Here is a 16005-nt window from a genome sequence, read left to right as displayed (position 1 = left end):
CGCCGCGCTCCAGGCTGCCCATGCGGCAGACGCGGCTCGATTGCCGCCCAAGCTGCATCGCTCAGCCAATACAAATCAGTCATGGCCGTCTCCCTCGCCAACGGCCGCATCGAATTAGAATCAATCCACTAAATCAATATATTGATGGGGTTTTGACCCTAGTCGGTCGACGAGGCGATCCGGCCAGCGCGCGGGTGCTCAGTTGAGGCCGGCTCCCAGCCTTCTTTCCATGGTATCATCGGCGGATTTTGCGTCGGCCACCAGATCGACTAGGTCCGAGCTGGGACTGTATTCCGGAACGATCCGGCCGATCAGTTCGGCTGCGCCCACGACATCTCTGCGCTCGATCGCATTCTCCAGTTCCTTCAGAAGCTTGGAGAGATTGGGCCAGGAAAGATAGGCCTCTTGCGAGCGCATGATGCGAGGATGCTCGGTGGGTGCCGGATCGCCGCCGATAAGCAGCTCTTCGTACAACTTCTCCCCTGGACGAATCCCGACGATGCGGATCTCGATATCGCCATCGGGTTTGCGTTCGTCGCGCACCGAAAGGCCGGACAGTTCGATGATGTTGCGGGCGAGGTCGATGATCCGGACGGGCTCACCCATATCCAGCACAAAAACATCACCTCCCTTGGCCATCGCGCCTGCCTGCAGCACCAGTTGCGCTGCTTCGGGGATCGTCATGAAATAACGCGTTATGTCGGGATGCGTGAGTGTTATTGGCCCGCCACGCGCGATTTGGCTGCGAAACAACGGCACGACCGAACCGCTCGATCCCAGGACGTTGCCGAACCGGACCATGGAAAAGCAGGTTCGCTGCGCATCGTCCTGCATCGACTGGAGTACCAGCTCTGCCAGACGTTTGGTAGTCCCCATTACGTTGGTGGGACGTACGGCCTTGTCGGTGCTGATCAGTACGAAACTTGCGACGCTGTATTCCTTTGCCAGCGACGCCACGATCCTAGTCCCCAGGACGTTGTTGCGAATACCCTCAAGGACATTGTTCTCGACGAGCGGCACATGTTTGTAAGCGGCTGCGTGGAAGATCGTGTCCGGTTCCCATGTTGCCATGACTTCGCGGACGCGCATCGCATCGCAGACTGATCCCAGTAGGGGAATCGCCGTCATCGGATCGAGATCGCTGGCGGCATATTGCCGGGTGAGTTCCTGATGGATCGCGTAGAGATTATATTCGCTGGCTTCCAGAAGGAGTAGAAGCGAAGGACGCGCAGCGGCGATCTGCCGGCAGAGCTCGCTGCCGATCGATCCCCCTGCGCCCGTGACGAGAACGACCTTTCCGCGAATGTTCTTCTGGAGAAGGTCCTCGTTTGGCGGCACGGGAGGACGGCCGAGCAAGTCTTCGATTTCGACGTCCCGGAGATCGCTTACCGAGACGCTGCCACGCGCCATGTCCAGCAACCCGGGCAGCGTGCGGACATGCAGGTCCAGATGGCGAAGCGCATGCATGATCTCGGTGCGTCGTGCGCGGCTTGCGGATGGGACCGCCAGCAGGATATCGGTGACGCCAGTGCGCGAGATCACGCGGGGCAGTTCTGCCGGCGAATAGACGCGCATCCCGTCGATCGTCGAACGCCAGAGCGCCGCGTCATCGTCGATGAATCCCGCCACCCGCATTTCGGTGCCTGCCCGGATTGCGCTGGCGATCTGTCGACCGGCGGCACCTGCTCCGTAGATCAGCACCCGAGGGATTTCGCCATTGTTCCAGAGTGCCTTGTACGCATCACCCAGGGAAACGCCTGCGATCAGGCGTGACGCGGCGATCATCAGAAACAGCAGGATCGGCTGTATGATACCGATAGTGCGCGGAATGCCGTGAATGCCGACGATGGTGTAGATCAGGAAGAATGGCACGCTATAGAGGGCGACGGCGCGCGCTACCGAAAGGACGGCATACCATCCGGCGTGCCGGAAGATCGCGCGGTAGAGGCCGAAACTCACGAAGATGGGCAGTCCGATCGCGATCGATGCGATCATCGGGTGCGACGCCGCGTAGATCGTCGTCCAGAAGCCCAGCCGGAGGTAGAAAGCAACGTAGACGCTGATGATGCAAATGAGACCATCCAGCCCGAGCGCAATGAGGCGCTTTACGCTGCGTGGCAGCTTCAGCACCCACGCCACGATGGTCTGCGATCTCTTCATCGGTTTCCCTTGCCTAACCTACGCTCCCTTCGGGGTCGTTAGGAGTCTTCTTTTCGAACCTCTGCCGGTTCGATCGTTGTTGGATTTGCCGCTCTCTCCGCGGAGCCTCAGAGATTCTTCAGTGCTGCATCGCCAATGCCTCCGCCTATCGCGGTTTTCAGCAGGAGCGCTACGTCCGCAATGGGGCTAGCCTTGTGGAAATACTCCGCCTCGACCTTGGCTAGGCGCTCAGGCTCGGACATGTCGATGCCCATGAGCTGTGCTGGACCGGTGACGCCGGGACGAAAGGCGAATACCCCACACGCCTCACGTTCCTGGATCAGTTCGTGCTGGGTCGGAAGGCAGGGGCGCGGTCCGACCAGGCTCATCGATCCGGTCGCTACATTCCAGAGCTGCGGAAGTTCGTCGAGCTTCAGCCGTCGCAGCATCTGACCAAGTCGCGTGATCTTCGCCTGGGTAACCAGATGAGAGGCCACGTTCTCCGTGCCGGCGGACATCGTGCGAAGTTTCAGCATGCGGAAGGGCACTTGGTCGCGCCCCACTCGGGTTTGCACGAACAATGGCGAGCCCGGGCTTTCCAGGCGAATGAGCGCCAGCAGGACGACGCATATCGGCAAAGCGATCGGAGCGAGCATAAGGCTTGCTCCCAGATCGATCGCACGTTTGAACAGCTGAGAATGAAAACCACGCATCAACAGACATCGCTCGCAGAAAAAATGAGTGTGGGGGATAGCTTCAATCTCCAACTCTCACAAACCATCCTCACGATAGCTGGCAACGGTTTCCCGCAATGCCTTGCCTGGCGTAATGGGTGGTCGCCAATCCAATGCATGGAAGCTATCTTCGCTGTTCACTTCGAGCGAGTTGGTCAGGCGCTCGACGATCGCGCTCTTGCCGGAGAGGCGCCCAGCGATTCGGAGCAGCGCGGGGGGGAAGGGGAACAGCCGAGCCGGTCTTTCGAGCGCGGTGCCCACGATTCGCAGGAGATCGGGCATCGAGAGGGTCGTATCGGCAATGACGAGCACCCGATTGGCCGCGCCGGGCGCATCACATGCTCGTACGGTCGCGGAAGCGAGATTGGCGACATATATCATACTGCGTCGATTGCGCACCGAGGCCAGTGGCAACGGAATGTGTCTAGCAATCAATGCGATCAAGCGCTCGAAATTACCTTTTGCGCCGGCGCCGTACACTAGAGGCGGACGGATAATGACCCACTCGATCCCGGCAGCGCTACAGCGCTGGCGAAGCTCATTCTCCGCTTCCAGCTTGGATCTGCCATAGGCGTCCGTGGGTCGAGGTGTGCTCTCTGCGGAAAGTTGTTCGCCCGGCCTGGTATCGTCGCCAATCGCCTTTATCGAGCTCATGAAGACGATGCGGCGGACGCCTGCCTCGATGGCGGCGTCCAGCACCGCACGCGTGCCGAGCACGTTCGCCCGATGATAGGCGTCCGCGGACGGATCAGCCTCGTCCATCACGTGCGTGCGAGCGGCCAAATGGATAAGGCATTGGGCGTTCCGCAATGCCTCAGGGGCTATTCTGGAGGAGCCGAGGTCCCCTACGACAATCTCATTGGCCAATCCAGCCGGGGATCGCACGATGGGAACCGGATCGTACCCTTCAGCCACCACTCTTGTCATAACGTGTCTTCCGACGAAGCCCGTAGCGCCGGTGATGGCGACTTTCATCGATTTGTTTCCCGGCGTCGTGATGTGATGGAGCGCGACCGACTAGTTCGGCTCGCCTGATTCCACAACCTATTCTGCCGAGTAAGGGCGCGATCTACCCGTCAATCTATCGTTGCGGAGCCGTTGAATTGCGTTGTAAGGGCGCGGACGGACACGCCGCACTAGCGATAGAGAACGCCGGTCCAGCGGCGTTCGGCTGGCGCGAAAACTCCGCTCTGCCCGTTCGTACTAACGAGATCCTGCTTCGATGCTCAACAACAAGTCGATACTCATCACGGGCGGCACTGGCTCGTTCGGCAAGGCGTTCGTGAAGACGGTGCTCGAACGCTATCCCGACGTACGGCGTCTAGTTATTTATTCGCGCGACGAGCTCAAGCAGTTCGAAATGGCGCAGCAGTTCCCCGACACGAAATATCCGGGAATTCGTTATTTCATCGGCGACGTGCGCGACGAGGCCCGGCTGCGCCGGGCGCTCGAGGGGATCGACATCGTCGTCCATGCCGCTGCGCTCAAGCAGGTGCCGGCGGCGGAGTATAATCCGTTCGAGTGCATTAAGACCAACGTGCTCGGCGCACAGAATCTGATCGAGGCCTGCCTCGATTCGAAGATCGAGCGGCTGGTTGCGCTTTCGACCGACAAGGCCGCAGCGCCGATCAACCTCTATGGCGCGACCAAACTCTGCTCGGATAAGCTGTTCGTTGCGGCGAACAACATCCAGGGCGCGCGCGGCATCAAGTTCAGCGTGGTCCGCTACGGCAACGTCATGGGGAGCCGCGGCTCGGTCATCCCGTTCTTCATGGCACGCAAGCACACGGGCGTACTGCCAATTACCGATCCCCGGATGACGCGATTCAACATCTCGCTCCAGGGCGGCGTCGACATGGTGCTCTGGTCGATCGAAAATGCGGAGGGTGGCGAGATTCTGGTGCCCAAGATTCCCTCCTACCGGATCGGCGATGTTGCGACCGCGATCGCGCCCGACGCCGAACAGCAGGTGATCGGCATCCGACCCGGCGAGAAGATTCACGAGGAAATGATCACCGCCTCGGACAGCTTCAACACCGTCGATATGGGCGACTACTACGCGATCCTGCCGGTCTCCGCGGTCTATTCGATCGAGGACTATTGCGCGCGCCGCAATGGCGTGCCGGTCCCACCGGGATTTGCCTATGATAGCGGATCGAATCCCGATTTCCTCACCGTTGAGCAGATTCGCGCGTTGATCGAGGAACATGTCGTCGGCAAGACGATCGATTGACACCAGCCAGCGGAGGCCCTGCCGTGGCGTTTATCCCCTATAGCTGCCAGAACATCAGCGACGACGACATCGCGGCGGTGACTGCAGTCCTGCGTTCCGAATATCTGACGCAGGGGCCGTCCGGACCGGCGTTCGAGAAGGCGTTCGCGGAGCGACATAAGGTCAGGCACGCAGTCGCGGTGTCGAGTGCCACCGCAGCGCTGCATATCGGTTGTCTCGCGCTAGCCATCGGTCCAGGCTCGCTGGTCTGGACGAGTCCCAACAGCTTCATCGCCTCGGCCAATTGTGCGCTATATTGCGGCGCCGATGTCGACTTCGTCGATATCGATCCGGTGACGCGTAACATGTCGCTGTCGGCGCTGACCGAGAAGCTCGCGGCGGCGGACAAGGCCGGGCGCCTTCCCGATATGGTCATTCCGGTCGATTTCGCGGGGTTTGCGGTCGATCTCAAGGAGATGCGCGAGCTTGCCGACTGCTACGGGTTCAAGATCCTCGAGGATGCGAGCCACGCGACTGGAGCCTCCTATCTCGGTGAGCCGGTCGGCAGCGCCTATGCCCATGCCACGGTGTTCAGCTTTCACGCCGTTAAAGTTGTGACCACCGCTGAAGGCGGGATGATCACGACCAACGACGACGACCTCGCACGCAAATTCCGGCTACTTCGCTCGCACGGCATGACTCGCGAGCCGGACCAGATGGAGGGCGAGCCTGAAGGCGGTTGGTATTATGAGCAGGTCGCGCTCGGCTACAATTACCGCCTGACCGACCTTCAATCGGCGCTGGGCCTCTCGCAGCTCGACCGGCTAGACCAATGGCAGCGCCGCCGCGCTGAGATCGCCGATCGTTACGATCGGCTGTTCGCTGGCATGCCGCTCAGACTTCCGGCGCGCCTTCAGGACCGCGAGTCTGCCTGGCATCTCTATGCGATCGAACTGGGCGACGACGTCGCAGCATCTCGTGCGGACGTGTTCGCGGGCATGCGCCAGGCGGGGATCGGAGTGAATGTCCACTACATCCCGATCCATACCCAACCGCAATACCGGCGCTTGGGCTTCGAGCGTGGCGATTTCGCGAATGCGGAGCGCTATTATGACCGCGCGATCTCGATCCCGCTGTTTCCGGCGATGACCGACGAGCAACAGCAGAAAGTGGTCGATGCCGTGCGCGGACTCATCGGCTGAAGCCATGAAGGTTGCGATCATTCCGGCGCGCGGCGGCAGCAAGCGGATCCCGCGCAAGAACATCAAGCTGTTCGCGGGCAAGCCGATGATCGGCTACGCGATCGAGGCGGCGCTCGATAGCGGCCAGTTCGACCGAGTGATCGTCTCGACCGATGACGAGGAGATCGCGGACGTGGCGCGGGCGCATGGGGCTGAGCTGCCCTTTCGCCGCCCGCCCGAACTCGCCGACGATCACACGCCGACCGTGCCGGTGATCCGGCATGCGATCGAGACGTGCAACGGCCTCGGTTGGTGCGTGAGGCATGTCTGCTGCATCTATCCGGGCGTGCCGTTCATCCGGGCTGCCGATCTGGCGGCCGCGTTTGAACTGCTCGAGGCGAATGGCGGTGAAGGCTATGCCTTTCCTGTCGCCAACTTCCCGTCCCCGATTCAGCGCGCGCTGAAGCAAGGGACCGATGGCAGAGTCGCCCCGTTCAGCCCCGAATATGTCGGCACCCGGACCCAGGACCTGGAACCCGCCTATTTCGATGCGGGACAATTCTATTGGGGCAGCGTGGCGGCTTGGCTGAGCGGCGCGTCGCCGCATGCCGGCGGCCGGACGATCATTCTGCCCGAATGGCGCGTGGTCGATATCGATACGCCCGCGGACTGGGAGCGCGCGGAAATCCTGTTTCAGGCCTTCGCAGAATGAATGTGGCGATACGTGCCGACGCTTCGACGTGGATGGGTACGGGTCATGTCCGCCGCATGCTATCAATCGCGATCGCGTTGCGGCCTCTCGGTGTCAGCGTCGTTTTCGTGTCGCGCCGTCTCGACGTGGATGTCGAGAAGCTGATCACGGCGGAGGGCTTTCCTGCGCTGATGCTGGCCGCGCCGCACGAGCGGCACGCGGCCGGGGCGAAGGCGCACGCAGACTGGGCGGGAGTCGCGCAGGAGCGGGACGCTTCGGAGACGGTCGCGGCGCTTGGCGATCATGGCCCGATCGATCTCTTGATCGTCGATCACTACGCGTTCGACGCGGCCTGGCATCGGCAGGTCGCTGCCCAGTTGGAGGTTAGAACGGCAATCGTCGACGATCTGGGTGATCGCCCGCTATTCGGCCGCTGGTTGATCGATCACAATTATCATCCGGATCATCTTGCCAAATATGCCGGCCTGACCAACCCGGGAATCGCAATGCTCGCCGGCCCGCAATATGCGATGCTGGGGCCGAACTATGCGGACGCAGCGCGTTACCGGTTCGCGCCGGAGGTGCGCAGCATCGGCATATTCCTGGGGGGTGTCGACGAGCGTTCCGACAATATTCGAGTGCTTCGCGCACTCGACGCCATCGGCTGGACCGGCCCGGTTGAGATCGTCACCACCAGCGCAAATCCCGCGCTCGACGTCTTGGAAGCGGCGGTGCGCGATCGGCCGGGCGTTCGCCTGTCTCGCGATCTTCCCGATCTGGTTGATTTCTTCGCCAGGCACGATCTCCAGATCGGCGCAGGTGGCGGAGCGATCTGGGAGAGATGCTGTATCGGTCCGCCGACGGTGTGCCTCGTCTGTGCCGAAAATCAGCGGCTGAGCGTGCCGTTCCTCGACGCTATCGGCGTCGTGGCGGCTTGCGATCTTCTCGCGGACGCGCCGCCGCAATCGGCGACGCTGGAAACGGTCATCGCGAACATGATCGCCTCCGTGGAGCGGCGTCGGCGGATGTGCGAAGCGGCGACAAAGCTGGTAGACGGCCATGGCGCGAAGCGGATCGCCGAGGCGCTGCTGGGTGGGAGATGAGAGATGGCGTGTAGGCTGCGCAAGGTCGCCGAGCGGGACCTCGAGCGGATTCGCGAGTGGCGCATGCTGCCTGAGATCACGCGCTACATGTACTCCGACCCGCAAATCTCGCCCGAGCAGCAGCGTGCCTGGTTCGCGCGGATCGACGCGTCGCCGAGCGACCGGGTGTGGATCATCGAACTGAGCGAAACGTCCGAGCCAGTCGGAATTCTCAGCCTTTCGGATATCGATCTCGCGCATCGCCGCGCCTGTTGGGCATATTATATCGCGAGCGAGGCGGCGAAGGGGAAAGGGCTTGCTAAGACGCTCGAGCTGAACCTGTACCGGTACGTCTTCGAAGAGATGCAGTTGAATCGCTTGTGGTGCGAGGTACTGGCCTTCAACGATCGCGTCGTTTCGCTCCATGAACGGTTCGGCAGCAAGGTGGAGGGCGTCTTGCGCCAGCACATCTTGAAGAACGGCGAAAAGCACGACGTCGTCCGGATGGCCATATTGGCCGACGAATGGCCGGACGTGCGGGAGAAATTCCGCTATGACCTCATCGAAATTGAGCAGGGTTGACCATGAAGATCGGTGATGTCGAAGTTGGCCGGGGGGTACGTCCCTATCTGATTGCGGAGATGTCGGGGAACCATAACCAGTCGCTCGACAGGGCGCTGGAGATCGTCGATGCTGCGGCAGCGAGCGGCGCGGACGCAGTGAAGCTCCAGACCTACACCGCCGACACGATGACGCTCGACGTGCGTGCGCCCGGGTTCGTCATCGAGGATCCCGACAGCCTGTGGGCGGGCCGCCAGCTCTATGAACTCTACGACGAGGCGCACACTCCCTGGGACTGGCACAAGCCGATCATGGAGCGCGCGGCGAGCCACGGGATGCATTGCTTCTCGACGCCGTTCGACGACAGCGCGGTGGATTTCCTCGAAGAGCTGGGTGTGCCTGCTTACAAGATCGCCTCGTTCGAGATGACCGATCTTCCGCTGATCCGGAAGGTGGCGAAGACAGGCAAGCCGATGATCATCTCGACCGGCATGGGCACGGTGGCGGAGATCGACGAGGCGGTGCGCACCGCGAAGGATGCGGGCAACGACCAGCTCGTCATCCTAAAATGCACCAGCACCTATCCGGCAACGCCCGAGAACACGAATATCTCGACCATCCCCAATATGCGCGAGGCGTTCGGGGTGGAGGTCGGGCTTTCCGACCATACGATGGGATGCGGCGTCGCGGTTGCCGCGGTGGGGCTAGGCGCGGTTCTCATCGAGAAGCATTTCACGCTGAGCCGAGCCGATGGCGGAGTCGATTCGGCCTTCTCGCTCGAGCCGCAGGAATTCCGGTTGCTGCGCGACGAAAGCGAGCGCGCTTGGCTGGCACTGGGCCGTGTCACCTATGGCGGCACCAAGGCGGAAGAGAAATCGCGCGCGTATCGCCGTTCGCTCTATATCGGCAAGGACATGGCGGCGGGCGAGGAGCTGACGCCCGAGACGTTGCGCATCATCCGCCCCGGTTTCGGGCTGCCGCCCAAATTCTACGACCAGTTGCTGGGCAAGCGCGTAAAGCGCGCGGTGACCGCGGGAACGCCCGTCGACTGGGGTGTGGTCAGCTGAACGAAGCATGCGCGAGGTCCTGATCGTTGGTTGCGGCAATATCGCCGGAGGGTTCGACGCGGGTCGCGGCGCGGACATGCCGCCCTTCACCCATGCCGGCGCGTTCGCGCAGCATCCGGATTTCGTGGTAACTGCCTGCGTCGATCCCGACGATGCGCAGCGAGCCGCGTTCGCGGAGCGCTGGCAGGTGGGCGAGGACGCGGCGAGCATAGAGGCGCTGGCGGCTGAGCCGGGTCGGTTTGCGGTCATTAGCATCTGTTCGCCGACGCGGTTTCACGCCAGGCATGTCGACGCCGCTCTGGCGCTTCGTCCGCAATTGATCTTCTGCGAAAAGCCGGTGGCGGCGAGCGCCGCCGAGACCCGCGCGCTGGCCCAGCGATGCGCCGCCGCAGGCGTGTTGCTCGCGGTCAACTACACCCGACGCTGGGCAACCGACGTGGCCCGTCTGGCGCGCGAACTCAAGGAGGGCGCCTGGGGCACCGTTCGCGCGGCGAGCGGTGTCTATACGAAGGGCGTGGTCCACAATGGCGGCCACATGATCGACTTGTTGGATATGTTGCTGGGCGAGATCGACTTCGTCGGCGCTGGCGCGCCGAGCTTCGATTTCTGGGACGACGACCCGAGCGTCCCCGCACTGCTCGCCAGCCGCGCGGGCGTGCCGATCACGCTCGCGATCGGCGACGCCCGTGACTATGCGCTGTTCGAGCTGACGCTCGTCACCGAGCGCGGCGCGGTGGTGATGCTCGATGGCGGTCAGCGCTGGGTCGTTCGTCGCGTCGGCGACAGCGACACATTCGCAGGCTATCGCAGCCTTGGCGGCAGCGAGTATCGCGCCGGCGAGTATGACGAGGCGATGCGCGCGGCTGTGGCAAACATCGCGGCCGCGCTCGACGACGGTGCTCCGCTCGCCAGCGGGCCGGACAACGCACTCGCCGCGCAGACTCTGTGTGAAACCATCCGGGACGCCGCACTCGCGGGTTCCGCCTCTCGAAGGACGATGCAATGACCGCGACCTTGGCTCTGAATGGCGGCACGCCCTCGATTCCCCGCCCGCTCGAGCTCTTCCGGAGCATGGGCGAGGATGAGGTCGAGGCCGCGGCGAGGGTTGTACGCACGGGCGTGCTCTCTGCCTTCATTGGCGCACCGGGCGAATTCTTCCTCGGCGGTCCCGAGGTGCGCGCCTTCGAAGCGAAGGCCGCGGACTATTTCGGCGTCAAGCATGCGATCAGCGTCAACAGCTGGACCTCCGGCCTGATCGCGGCGGTCGGCGCCATCGGCATCGAGCCCGGCGATGAGGTCATCACGACGCCCTGGACCATGTCGGCCACCGCGATGGCGATCCTCCATTGGAACGCGATCCCCGTCTTTGCCGATATCGATCACCGCAGCTTCAACATCGATCCCGCCAGCGTCGAGAAATTGATCGGGCCGCGGACGAAAGCGATCATGGCCGTGGATATTTTCGGCCAGTCGGCGGATATGACGGCACTACGCGGGATCGCCGACAGGCACGGCCTCAAGCTGCTCACCGATACTGCCCAGGCGCCGGGATCGCGCACTGGCAATCGCTTTACCGGCACGCTTGCCGACATCGGTGGATTCAGCCTCAACTATCACAAGCATATTCACTGCGGCGAAGGTGGCGTGCTGGTCACCGACGACGACCAATTGGCCGCGCGGCTCCAGCTGATCCGCAACCATGCGGAGTCGGTGATAAAGAGCGACAATCCCGCCGATCTCGCCAACATGATCGGCTACAACTTCCGCATGGGCGAGATCGAGGCGGCGATCGCCGCGGTGCAGCTCGGCAAGCTCAAGGCTCGCGTCGAAAGCCGCCAGCGTGCCGCCCAGCAGCTCGATGAGGCTCTGGGCGAGCTTCAGGGGCTCACCACGCCGCAGGTCGAGACCGACGGTACGCATGTCTACTACGTCTATGGCCTGACGCTCGACGTGGATCGCCTGGGCGTTTCGCGCCAGAAGGTGGTCGACGCGCTGAGGGCCGAGGGGGTTCCCGCCCTGGCGGCGGGGTACCAGAACCTGCACCTGCTGCCGATCTTCATGCACAAGATCGCCTATGGCACGGGCGGCTTACCCTGGACGCTGGCGGAGCGCGAGATCGCCTATGGCCCGGGGACGTGCCCGGTCGCCGAAGAGCTGCATTCCAAGACCTTTGTCGGCATCAACCTGTGCGCGTGCGAATTCGATCCCGACGATGTGGAACTGGTGATCGGGGCGTTCCGCAAGGTGTGGGGCAATCTGGACGCGCTGAAGGGGTGAGCGGAGCGGTCCACCTCCGCGGCGACAAGGTCCGGCTCGACAGCTTCGTCGGGGCGGACCTGACGGATGCCTATGTCGGCTGGCTCAACGACCCCGAGGTGACGCGCTTCTCCAACCAGCGGTTTCGCCAGCATTCGCGCGAGAGCTGCGGCGCCTATCTCGCGAGCTTCGAGGGTACGCCCAACGATTTCCTGTCGGTGAAGGCGAGCGACGGCAGGGCGATCGGCACGATGACGGTCTATCGCTCGGTGCCGCACGCGACGGCCGATGTCGGAATCATGATCGGCGACCGCAATTATTGGAATGGCGGCTATGGGCAGGATGCCTGGAACACGTTGCTCGATTGGCTGCTCTCGCAAGGCGACGTGCGCAAGGTGACAGCGGGAACCCTTTCCTGCAATCGGGGCATGGTACGACTGATGGAGCGTTCCGGCATGGCGCTCGAGGGCACGCGGCGCGCGCAGGAGATCGTCGACGGCGAGCCGCACGATATCCTGCTCTACGCCAAATTCGCCCGATGATGGACCTGCCGGTGCCGCTGGCCGTCGTCGCGCACGATGCCGGTGCGGCCAATATCATCCTCGCGTGGATCGAGGAGCGGGACTTGGAGTCGCTGCGCGCTGTGATGCGCGGGCCGGCGGAGAAGCTATGGCGCGCGCGGTTCGGTGAGGCCCGGCTGATGCGGGACATCGATGCGGCGCTCGACGGGGCGGCTGCGCTTCTTTCCGGCACCGGCTGGGCAAGCGAGCTGGAGCATGATGCTCGCGCCGCCGCCAAGTCGAGAGGGCTGCATTCGGTGGCAGTGGTCGATCATTGGGTGAACTACCGCGCACGCTTCGAGCGGGGCGGGGAACAGGTTCTCCCGGATGAATTGTGGGTGACGGACCGCTATGCGATGGCGGAGGCGCATCGCGCGCTGGGCGGAATTCCGGTTCGCCTGCAACCCAATCGGTATCTGCGCACCCAGGTCGAAGCGGCGGGGCCGGTGCCCGAGCACGGCGACCTGCTGTTCGTGTCCGAGCCTGCGCGCAGCGACTGGGGGCGGGGGGAGCCCGGGGAATTCCAGGCACTCGACTATCTCGCCCTGCATCGCGACGTGGCCGGGATCGACGCGGGAGCGACATTGCGCATCCGCCCGCATCCTTCCGATCCCCCCGGCAAATATGCCGAATGGATCGGACGGCGCCCGGGAGCGGTGCTGGATTCTTCCGCCGACATGGCAGATGCCTTGCGGGGCGCCACCTGGGTCGCGGGGTTGAACTCCTTCGCGCTCGCGATTGCCTTGGAGGCGGGGCGGCGCGCGATCTGCGCCTTGCCGCCGGGGGCCCCCGATTGCGTGTTGCCTCATCAAGGGCTGATCCACTTGCGCGCGTTGGTTCGCGCATAGCCGATACGCCGTCGACGTCCCTAGCTTTCGCTGGATTTCCAATCGGCTCCGGCTATAAGTGCAAATCTCTCCTCGGGGATGGCTGCCGCCGCCGTTGCTGGAATGTCCGGCACCTGATGCTTTCGGGGCGACAGTCATCTGACCATTTTGCAGCGTTGGTGGATTTGGATGAAGTACTGCTCGCGTTGCCTTCAGCCTGATACGCGCCCCAACACCAAGTTCACTGCCGAAGGTATTTGTCCCGCTTGCGATTATTTCGAGCGGCTTCGGGACGTGGATTGGCAGGAGCGTTACGAAATACTGGAGGACCTGCTTGCGAAATTTCCCCGCAAGTCCGGGCAGTATGACTGCATCATCGGGGTGTCCGGGGGCAAGGATTCGACGCGCCAGGCCTTGTGGGTGCGCGACCAGCTCGGCATGCGGCCCCTGCTGGCCTGTCTCAGCTACCCGCCGGAACAAGTTACGCAGCGCGGCGTGGACAATCTGTCGACGCTGATCGAGCATGGTTTCGACGTTGTCGTCGCCTCGCCGGCGCCGGCAACCTGGCGCAAGTTGATGCGCGCATCCTTCGATCGTTTCACGAACTGGGCGCGTTCGACGGAGCTGGCCCTGTTCAGCTCCGTTCCGCAGCTCGCGATCCGGTATGGGATTCCGCTGATCCTGTGGGGCGAGAATCCCGGACTTCAGCTCGGCGATCTCAAGACCCTCGGCCGAACCGGCTATGATGGCAACAATTTGCGCTACATGAACACCCTGTCCGGCGCCGCCATGGACTGGATGCTGGAGGCCGGCGTCGAAGCCCGCGACCTCATCGCCTATCAATATCCCTCGCCCGAGGAGTTCGATCGGCATGGCCTACAAATCGTCTATCTCGGCTGGTTCCTTGGGGACTGGTCATTGACCAACAATGGCCTCTATTCGACGGTGAACGGCTTGGGCGTGCGGCGGGATACCGTGGAGAACACGGGAGACCTGCGCGGCGTCACCTCGCTGGACGAGGATTGGGTGACGCTCAACCAGATGATCAAATATTACAAGTTCGGCTTCGGACGCGTCACCGACTACGTCAACGAGGAGATCCGCCTCGGCCGGCTCACGCGCGATGAGGGCATCGCGCTCGTCGCTGAATATGACGACAGCTGCTCGCCTGACTATATCGCCGCCTTCTCGGACTATATCGGTATCGGTGTCGACGATTTCTGGCGGCAGGTGCACGCGTCGGTCAATCCCACGCTTTTCGACCTGCGATCGGACGGGCGCATCGAACGGAAGTTCGAGGTGGGGGTCGGACTGTGACACCGCGCCGCACCATCGGCATTGTCGATTATGGGGTGGGCAACCACGCGTCAGTGTGGCGTGGGCTCCATGCGCTGGGCTACCGGTGCCGGGTGAGCGCGGACCCGGAGATCCTGAGCGAGACCGATCTGCTCATGCTGCCTGGCGTGGGCGCTTTCAGCGCGGCTATGGAGGCGCTCCACCGGCACGATCTGGTCGGCTATCTCAAGTCCCAGTCTGTCGCGGGCAAGCCGATTGTCGGATTGTGCCTTGGCATGCAACTGATGGCGGATGGTTCGTTCGAGCACGGCTTCACCGCGGGCTTGGGATTGATTCCTGGACAGGTCGTCCCACTCCAAAGTGCTCGCTGGCACATAGGCTGGAACTCGATTGAGGTTCTCAGAGAGGATCGGATGTTCCGGCCCTCCGATGGGGAGTCGATGTACTTCAATCACAGCTATATCTTCGAAGCGGCACCGGAGTATCAGACCTGCGTCGCGAGGCTGGACCGGCCGTTGCCGGTCGGCGTTCGTCGCGGCAATCTGGTGGGCCTCCAGTTTCACCCTGAGAAGAGCCAGTTCGCGGGGCGCCGTCTGCTTCGCAACGTTGTTGAAGGACTGTGCGGGTGATCCGGAAGCGGTTGGTTGGCGTCGTCACGGTCAAGGACGGCTGGGCTGTCCAGTCCATAGGCTATCGGCGCTATCTGCCGCTCGGGCGACCCGAGATTCTCGTCGAGAATCTCGATCGCTGGGGCGCGGACGAAATATTGCTTCAGGTCATTGACCGGACGCGCCGGGCGTTGGGACCAGACATGGAACTGCTCGAACGGATCGGCGGTCTCGGCCTGTCGACGCCGCTGATCTATGCCGGAGGGATCGGGAGCGCTGCGGATGCCGTGGCGGCGGTAGCGGCGGCAGCGGACCGGATCGTGGTCGATGCGCTGATCCACGACAATCCCGACGAGGTCGTCAAAGCTGGCGAATTGCTCGGCAACCAGGCAATGATCGCCTCGCTGCCGCTCTCGATCGAGCACGGCGTCGCGCAGTTGCTGGACTATCGCGCGCGCGCCAGCGAACCACTGAAGGAGCCGCTTCTCGAGATGCTCAGATCGGGTGCGCTATCTGAAGCCCTGGTGATCGACTGGAAGCATGAGGGCGGGCCGAGCAGCTTCGACGAGGCGCTGCTCACAGCATTGCCCGAGGGTGTTCCGGTCATCGCATTCGGCGGGCTGTCGTCGCCGGCGCAAATGGGGAACATCCTCGCGTGTCAGCACGTAGTTGCCGGCGCGGTGGGCAACTTTCTTTCCTATCGCGAGCACGCGATCCAGCACTATAAGACGGAGTTGTTCGGCGTGCCGATGCGTAGTCCGACCTATCAACAGACGCATCGGTTGTAAGCC

The 16005-nt window shown here is 62.9% G+C and carries 16 protein-coding genes; 13 read left to right on the top strand and 3 right to left on the bottom strand.

Going from position 1 to position 16005, the window contains the following annotated elements; translation table 11 throughout:
• Positions 1 to 198 precede the first annotated feature (198 nt).
• The 3 genes from MT490_RS19515 to MT490_RS19505 form a co-directional block, all read right to left on the bottom strand.
• Positions 199 to 2160 (bottom strand): nucleoside-diphosphate sugar epimerase/dehydratase, encoded by a 1962-nt coding sequence (locus MT490_RS19515; protein WP_297391381.1) that lies wholly within the window; start codon positions 2158 to 2160, stop codon positions 199 to 201.
• Between the two features lie 107 nt (positions 2161 to 2267).
• The gene (locus tag MT490_RS19510; protein WP_297391379.1) at positions 2268 to 2906 is read right to left on the bottom strand and encodes a sugar transferase; all 639 of its coding nucleotides are present in this window, start codon (positions 2904 to 2906) and stop codon (positions 2268 to 2270) included.
• Between the two features lie 3 nt (positions 2907 to 2909).
• The gene (locus MT490_RS19505) at positions 2910 to 3848 is read right to left on the bottom strand and encodes an NAD-dependent epimerase/dehydratase family protein (protein ID WP_297391377.1); all 939 of its coding nucleotides are present in this window, start codon (positions 3846 to 3848) and stop codon (positions 2910 to 2912) included.
• 247 nt (positions 3849 to 4095) lie between these two features.
• Between MT490_RS19505 and pseB the strand changes: the two genes are divergently transcribed.
• The 13 genes from pseB to MT490_RS19440 all read left to right on the top strand — a co-directional run bounded on the left by pseB (position 4096) and on the right by MT490_RS19440 (position 16002).
• Positions 4096 to 5106: a UDP-N-acetylglucosamine 4,6-dehydratase (inverting) gene (gene pseB / locus MT490_RS19500; protein ID WP_297391375.1), complete on the top strand. Its 1011-nt coding sequence runs from the start codon at positions 4096 to 4098 to the stop codon at positions 5104 to 5106.
• A 23-nt stretch (positions 5107 to 5129) separates the two neighbouring features.
• Positions 5130 to 6287, top strand: coding sequence for a UDP-4-amino-4,6-dideoxy-N-acetyl-beta-L-altrosamine transaminase (gene pseC, locus MT490_RS19495; RefSeq protein ID WP_297391373.1), 1158 nt, complete (start codon positions 5130 to 5132; stop codon positions 6285 to 6287).
• Positions 6288 to 6291: 4 nt separating this feature from the next.
• Complete coding sequence (gene pseF, locus MT490_RS19490; RefSeq protein WP_297391371.1) at positions 6292 to 6978, top strand: pseudaminic acid cytidylyltransferase; 687 nt, start codon at positions 6292 to 6294, stop codon at positions 6976 to 6978.
• Positions 6903 to 8060 carry a UDP-2,4-diacetamido-2,4,6-trideoxy-beta-L-altropyranose hydrolase gene (gene pseG, locus MT490_RS19485; RefSeq protein ID WP_363321769.1) on the top strand — a complete coding sequence of 386 codons (1158 nt, stop codon included), beginning with the start codon at positions 6903 to 6905 and terminating at the stop codon, positions 8058 to 8060. The genes pseF and pseG overlap by 76 nt, the downstream gene beginning before the upstream one ends.
• 3 nt (positions 8061 to 8063) lie before the next feature.
• Positions 8064 to 8621 carry a UDP-4-amino-4,6-dideoxy-N-acetyl-beta-L-altrosamine N-acetyltransferase gene (gene pseH / locus MT490_RS19480; RefSeq protein ID WP_297391368.1) on the top strand — a complete coding sequence of 186 codons (558 nt, stop codon included), beginning with the start codon at positions 8064 to 8066 and terminating at the stop codon, positions 8619 to 8621.
• A 2-nt stretch (positions 8622 to 8623) separates the two neighbouring features.
• Positions 8624 to 9667 carry a pseudaminic acid synthase gene (pseI, locus tag MT490_RS19475; RefSeq protein WP_297391366.1) on the top strand — a complete coding sequence of 348 codons (1044 nt, stop codon included), beginning with the start codon at positions 8624 to 8626 and terminating at the stop codon, positions 9665 to 9667.
• Positions 9668 to 9674: 7 nt separating this feature from the next.
• Positions 9675 to 10673: a Gfo/Idh/MocA family oxidoreductase gene (locus MT490_RS19470; protein ID WP_297391364.1), complete on the top strand. Its 999-nt coding sequence runs from the start codon at positions 9675 to 9677 to the stop codon at positions 10671 to 10673.
• A complete protein-coding gene (locus MT490_RS19465) occupies positions 10670 to 11944 on the top strand; it encodes a DegT/DnrJ/EryC1/StrS family aminotransferase (RefSeq protein ID WP_297391362.1) in 1275 nt (424 codons plus the stop codon). Before MT490_RS19470 ends, MT490_RS19465 begins: the two co-directional genes overlap by 4 nt.
• Positions 11941 to 12465, top strand: a complete 525-nt coding sequence (locus MT490_RS19460; RefSeq protein WP_297391360.1) for a GNAT family protein — start codon at positions 11941 to 11943, stop codon at positions 12463 to 12465. Before MT490_RS19465 ends, MT490_RS19460 begins: the two co-directional genes overlap by 4 nt.
• Entirely contained in the window at positions 12465 to 13331 is an 867-nt protein-coding gene (locus tag MT490_RS19455) for a hypothetical protein (protein ID WP_297391358.1), read from the top strand. The genes MT490_RS19460 and MT490_RS19455 overlap by 1 nt, the downstream gene beginning before the upstream one ends.
• A gap of 168 nt (positions 13332 to 13499) precedes the next feature.
• Positions 13500 to 14627 (top strand): N-acetyl sugar amidotransferase, encoded by a 1128-nt coding sequence (locus MT490_RS19450; RefSeq protein ID WP_297391356.1) that lies wholly within the window; start codon positions 13500 to 13502, stop codon positions 14625 to 14627.
• Entirely contained in the window at positions 14624 to 15235 is a 612-nt protein-coding gene (gene hisH, locus MT490_RS19445; protein WP_297391354.1) for an imidazole glycerol phosphate synthase subunit HisH, read from the top strand. The genes MT490_RS19450 and hisH overlap by 4 nt, the downstream gene beginning before the upstream one ends.
• A complete protein-coding gene (locus MT490_RS19440; protein ID WP_297391352.1) occupies positions 15232 to 16002 on the top strand; it encodes a HisA/HisF-related TIM barrel protein in 771 nt (256 codons plus the stop codon). The genes hisH and MT490_RS19440 overlap by 4 nt, the downstream gene beginning before the upstream one ends.
• Positions 16003 to 16005 lie beyond the last annotated feature (3 nt).

The sequence above is a fragment of the Sphingomonas sp. genome, from assembly GCF_026460985.1.
In the GTDB taxonomy this organism is placed as follows: Bacteria; Pseudomonadota; Alphaproteobacteria; order Sphingomonadales; family Sphingomonadaceae; genus Sphingomonas.
Note: the sequence above shows the minus strand (reverse complement) of the source record. Positions and strands in the feature narration are given on the sequence as shown.

Excerpts from the sequence above, each read along its gene's own strand:
- MT490_RS19515 (WP_297391381.1), bottom strand. The coding sequence starts at position 2,160 with ATGAAGAGATCGCAGACCATCGTGGCGTGGGTGCTGAAGCTGCCACGC.
- MT490_RS19505 (WP_297391377.1), bottom strand. The coding sequence starts at position 3,848 with ATGAAAGTCGCCATCACCGGCGCTACGGGCTTCGTCGGAAGACACGTT.
- pseB (WP_297391375.1), top strand. The coding sequence starts at position 4,096 with ATGCTCAACAACAAGTCGATACTCATCACGGGCGGCACTGGCTCGTTC.
- pseF (WP_297391371.1), top strand. The coding sequence starts at position 6,292 with ATGAAGGTTGCGATCATTCCGGCGCGCGGCGGCAGCAAGCGGATCCCG.
- pseG (WP_363321769.1), top strand. The coding sequence starts at position 6,903 with ATGGCGCGTGGTCGATATCGATACGCCCGCGGACTGGGAGCGCGCGGA.
- pseH (WP_297391368.1), top strand. The coding sequence starts at position 8,064 with ATGGCGTGTAGGCTGCGCAAGGTCGCCGAGCGGGACCTCGAGCGGATT.
- pseI (WP_297391366.1), top strand. The coding sequence starts at position 8,624 with ATGAAGATCGGTGATGTCGAAGTTGGCCGGGGGGTACGTCCCTATCTG.
- MT490_RS19470 (WP_297391364.1), top strand. The coding sequence starts at position 9,675 with ATGCGCGAGGTCCTGATCGTTGGTTGCGGCAATATCGCCGGAGGGTTC.
- MT490_RS19465 (WP_297391362.1), top strand. The coding sequence starts at position 10,670 with ATGACCGCGACCTTGGCTCTGAATGGCGGCACGCCCTCGATTCCCCGC.
- MT490_RS19455 (WP_297391358.1), top strand. The coding sequence starts at position 12,465 with ATGGACCTGCCGGTGCCGCTGGCCGTCGTCGCGCACGATGCCGGTGCG.
- MT490_RS19450 (WP_297391356.1), top strand. The coding sequence starts at position 13,500 with ATGAAGTACTGCTCGCGTTGCCTTCAGCCTGATACGCGCCCCAACACC.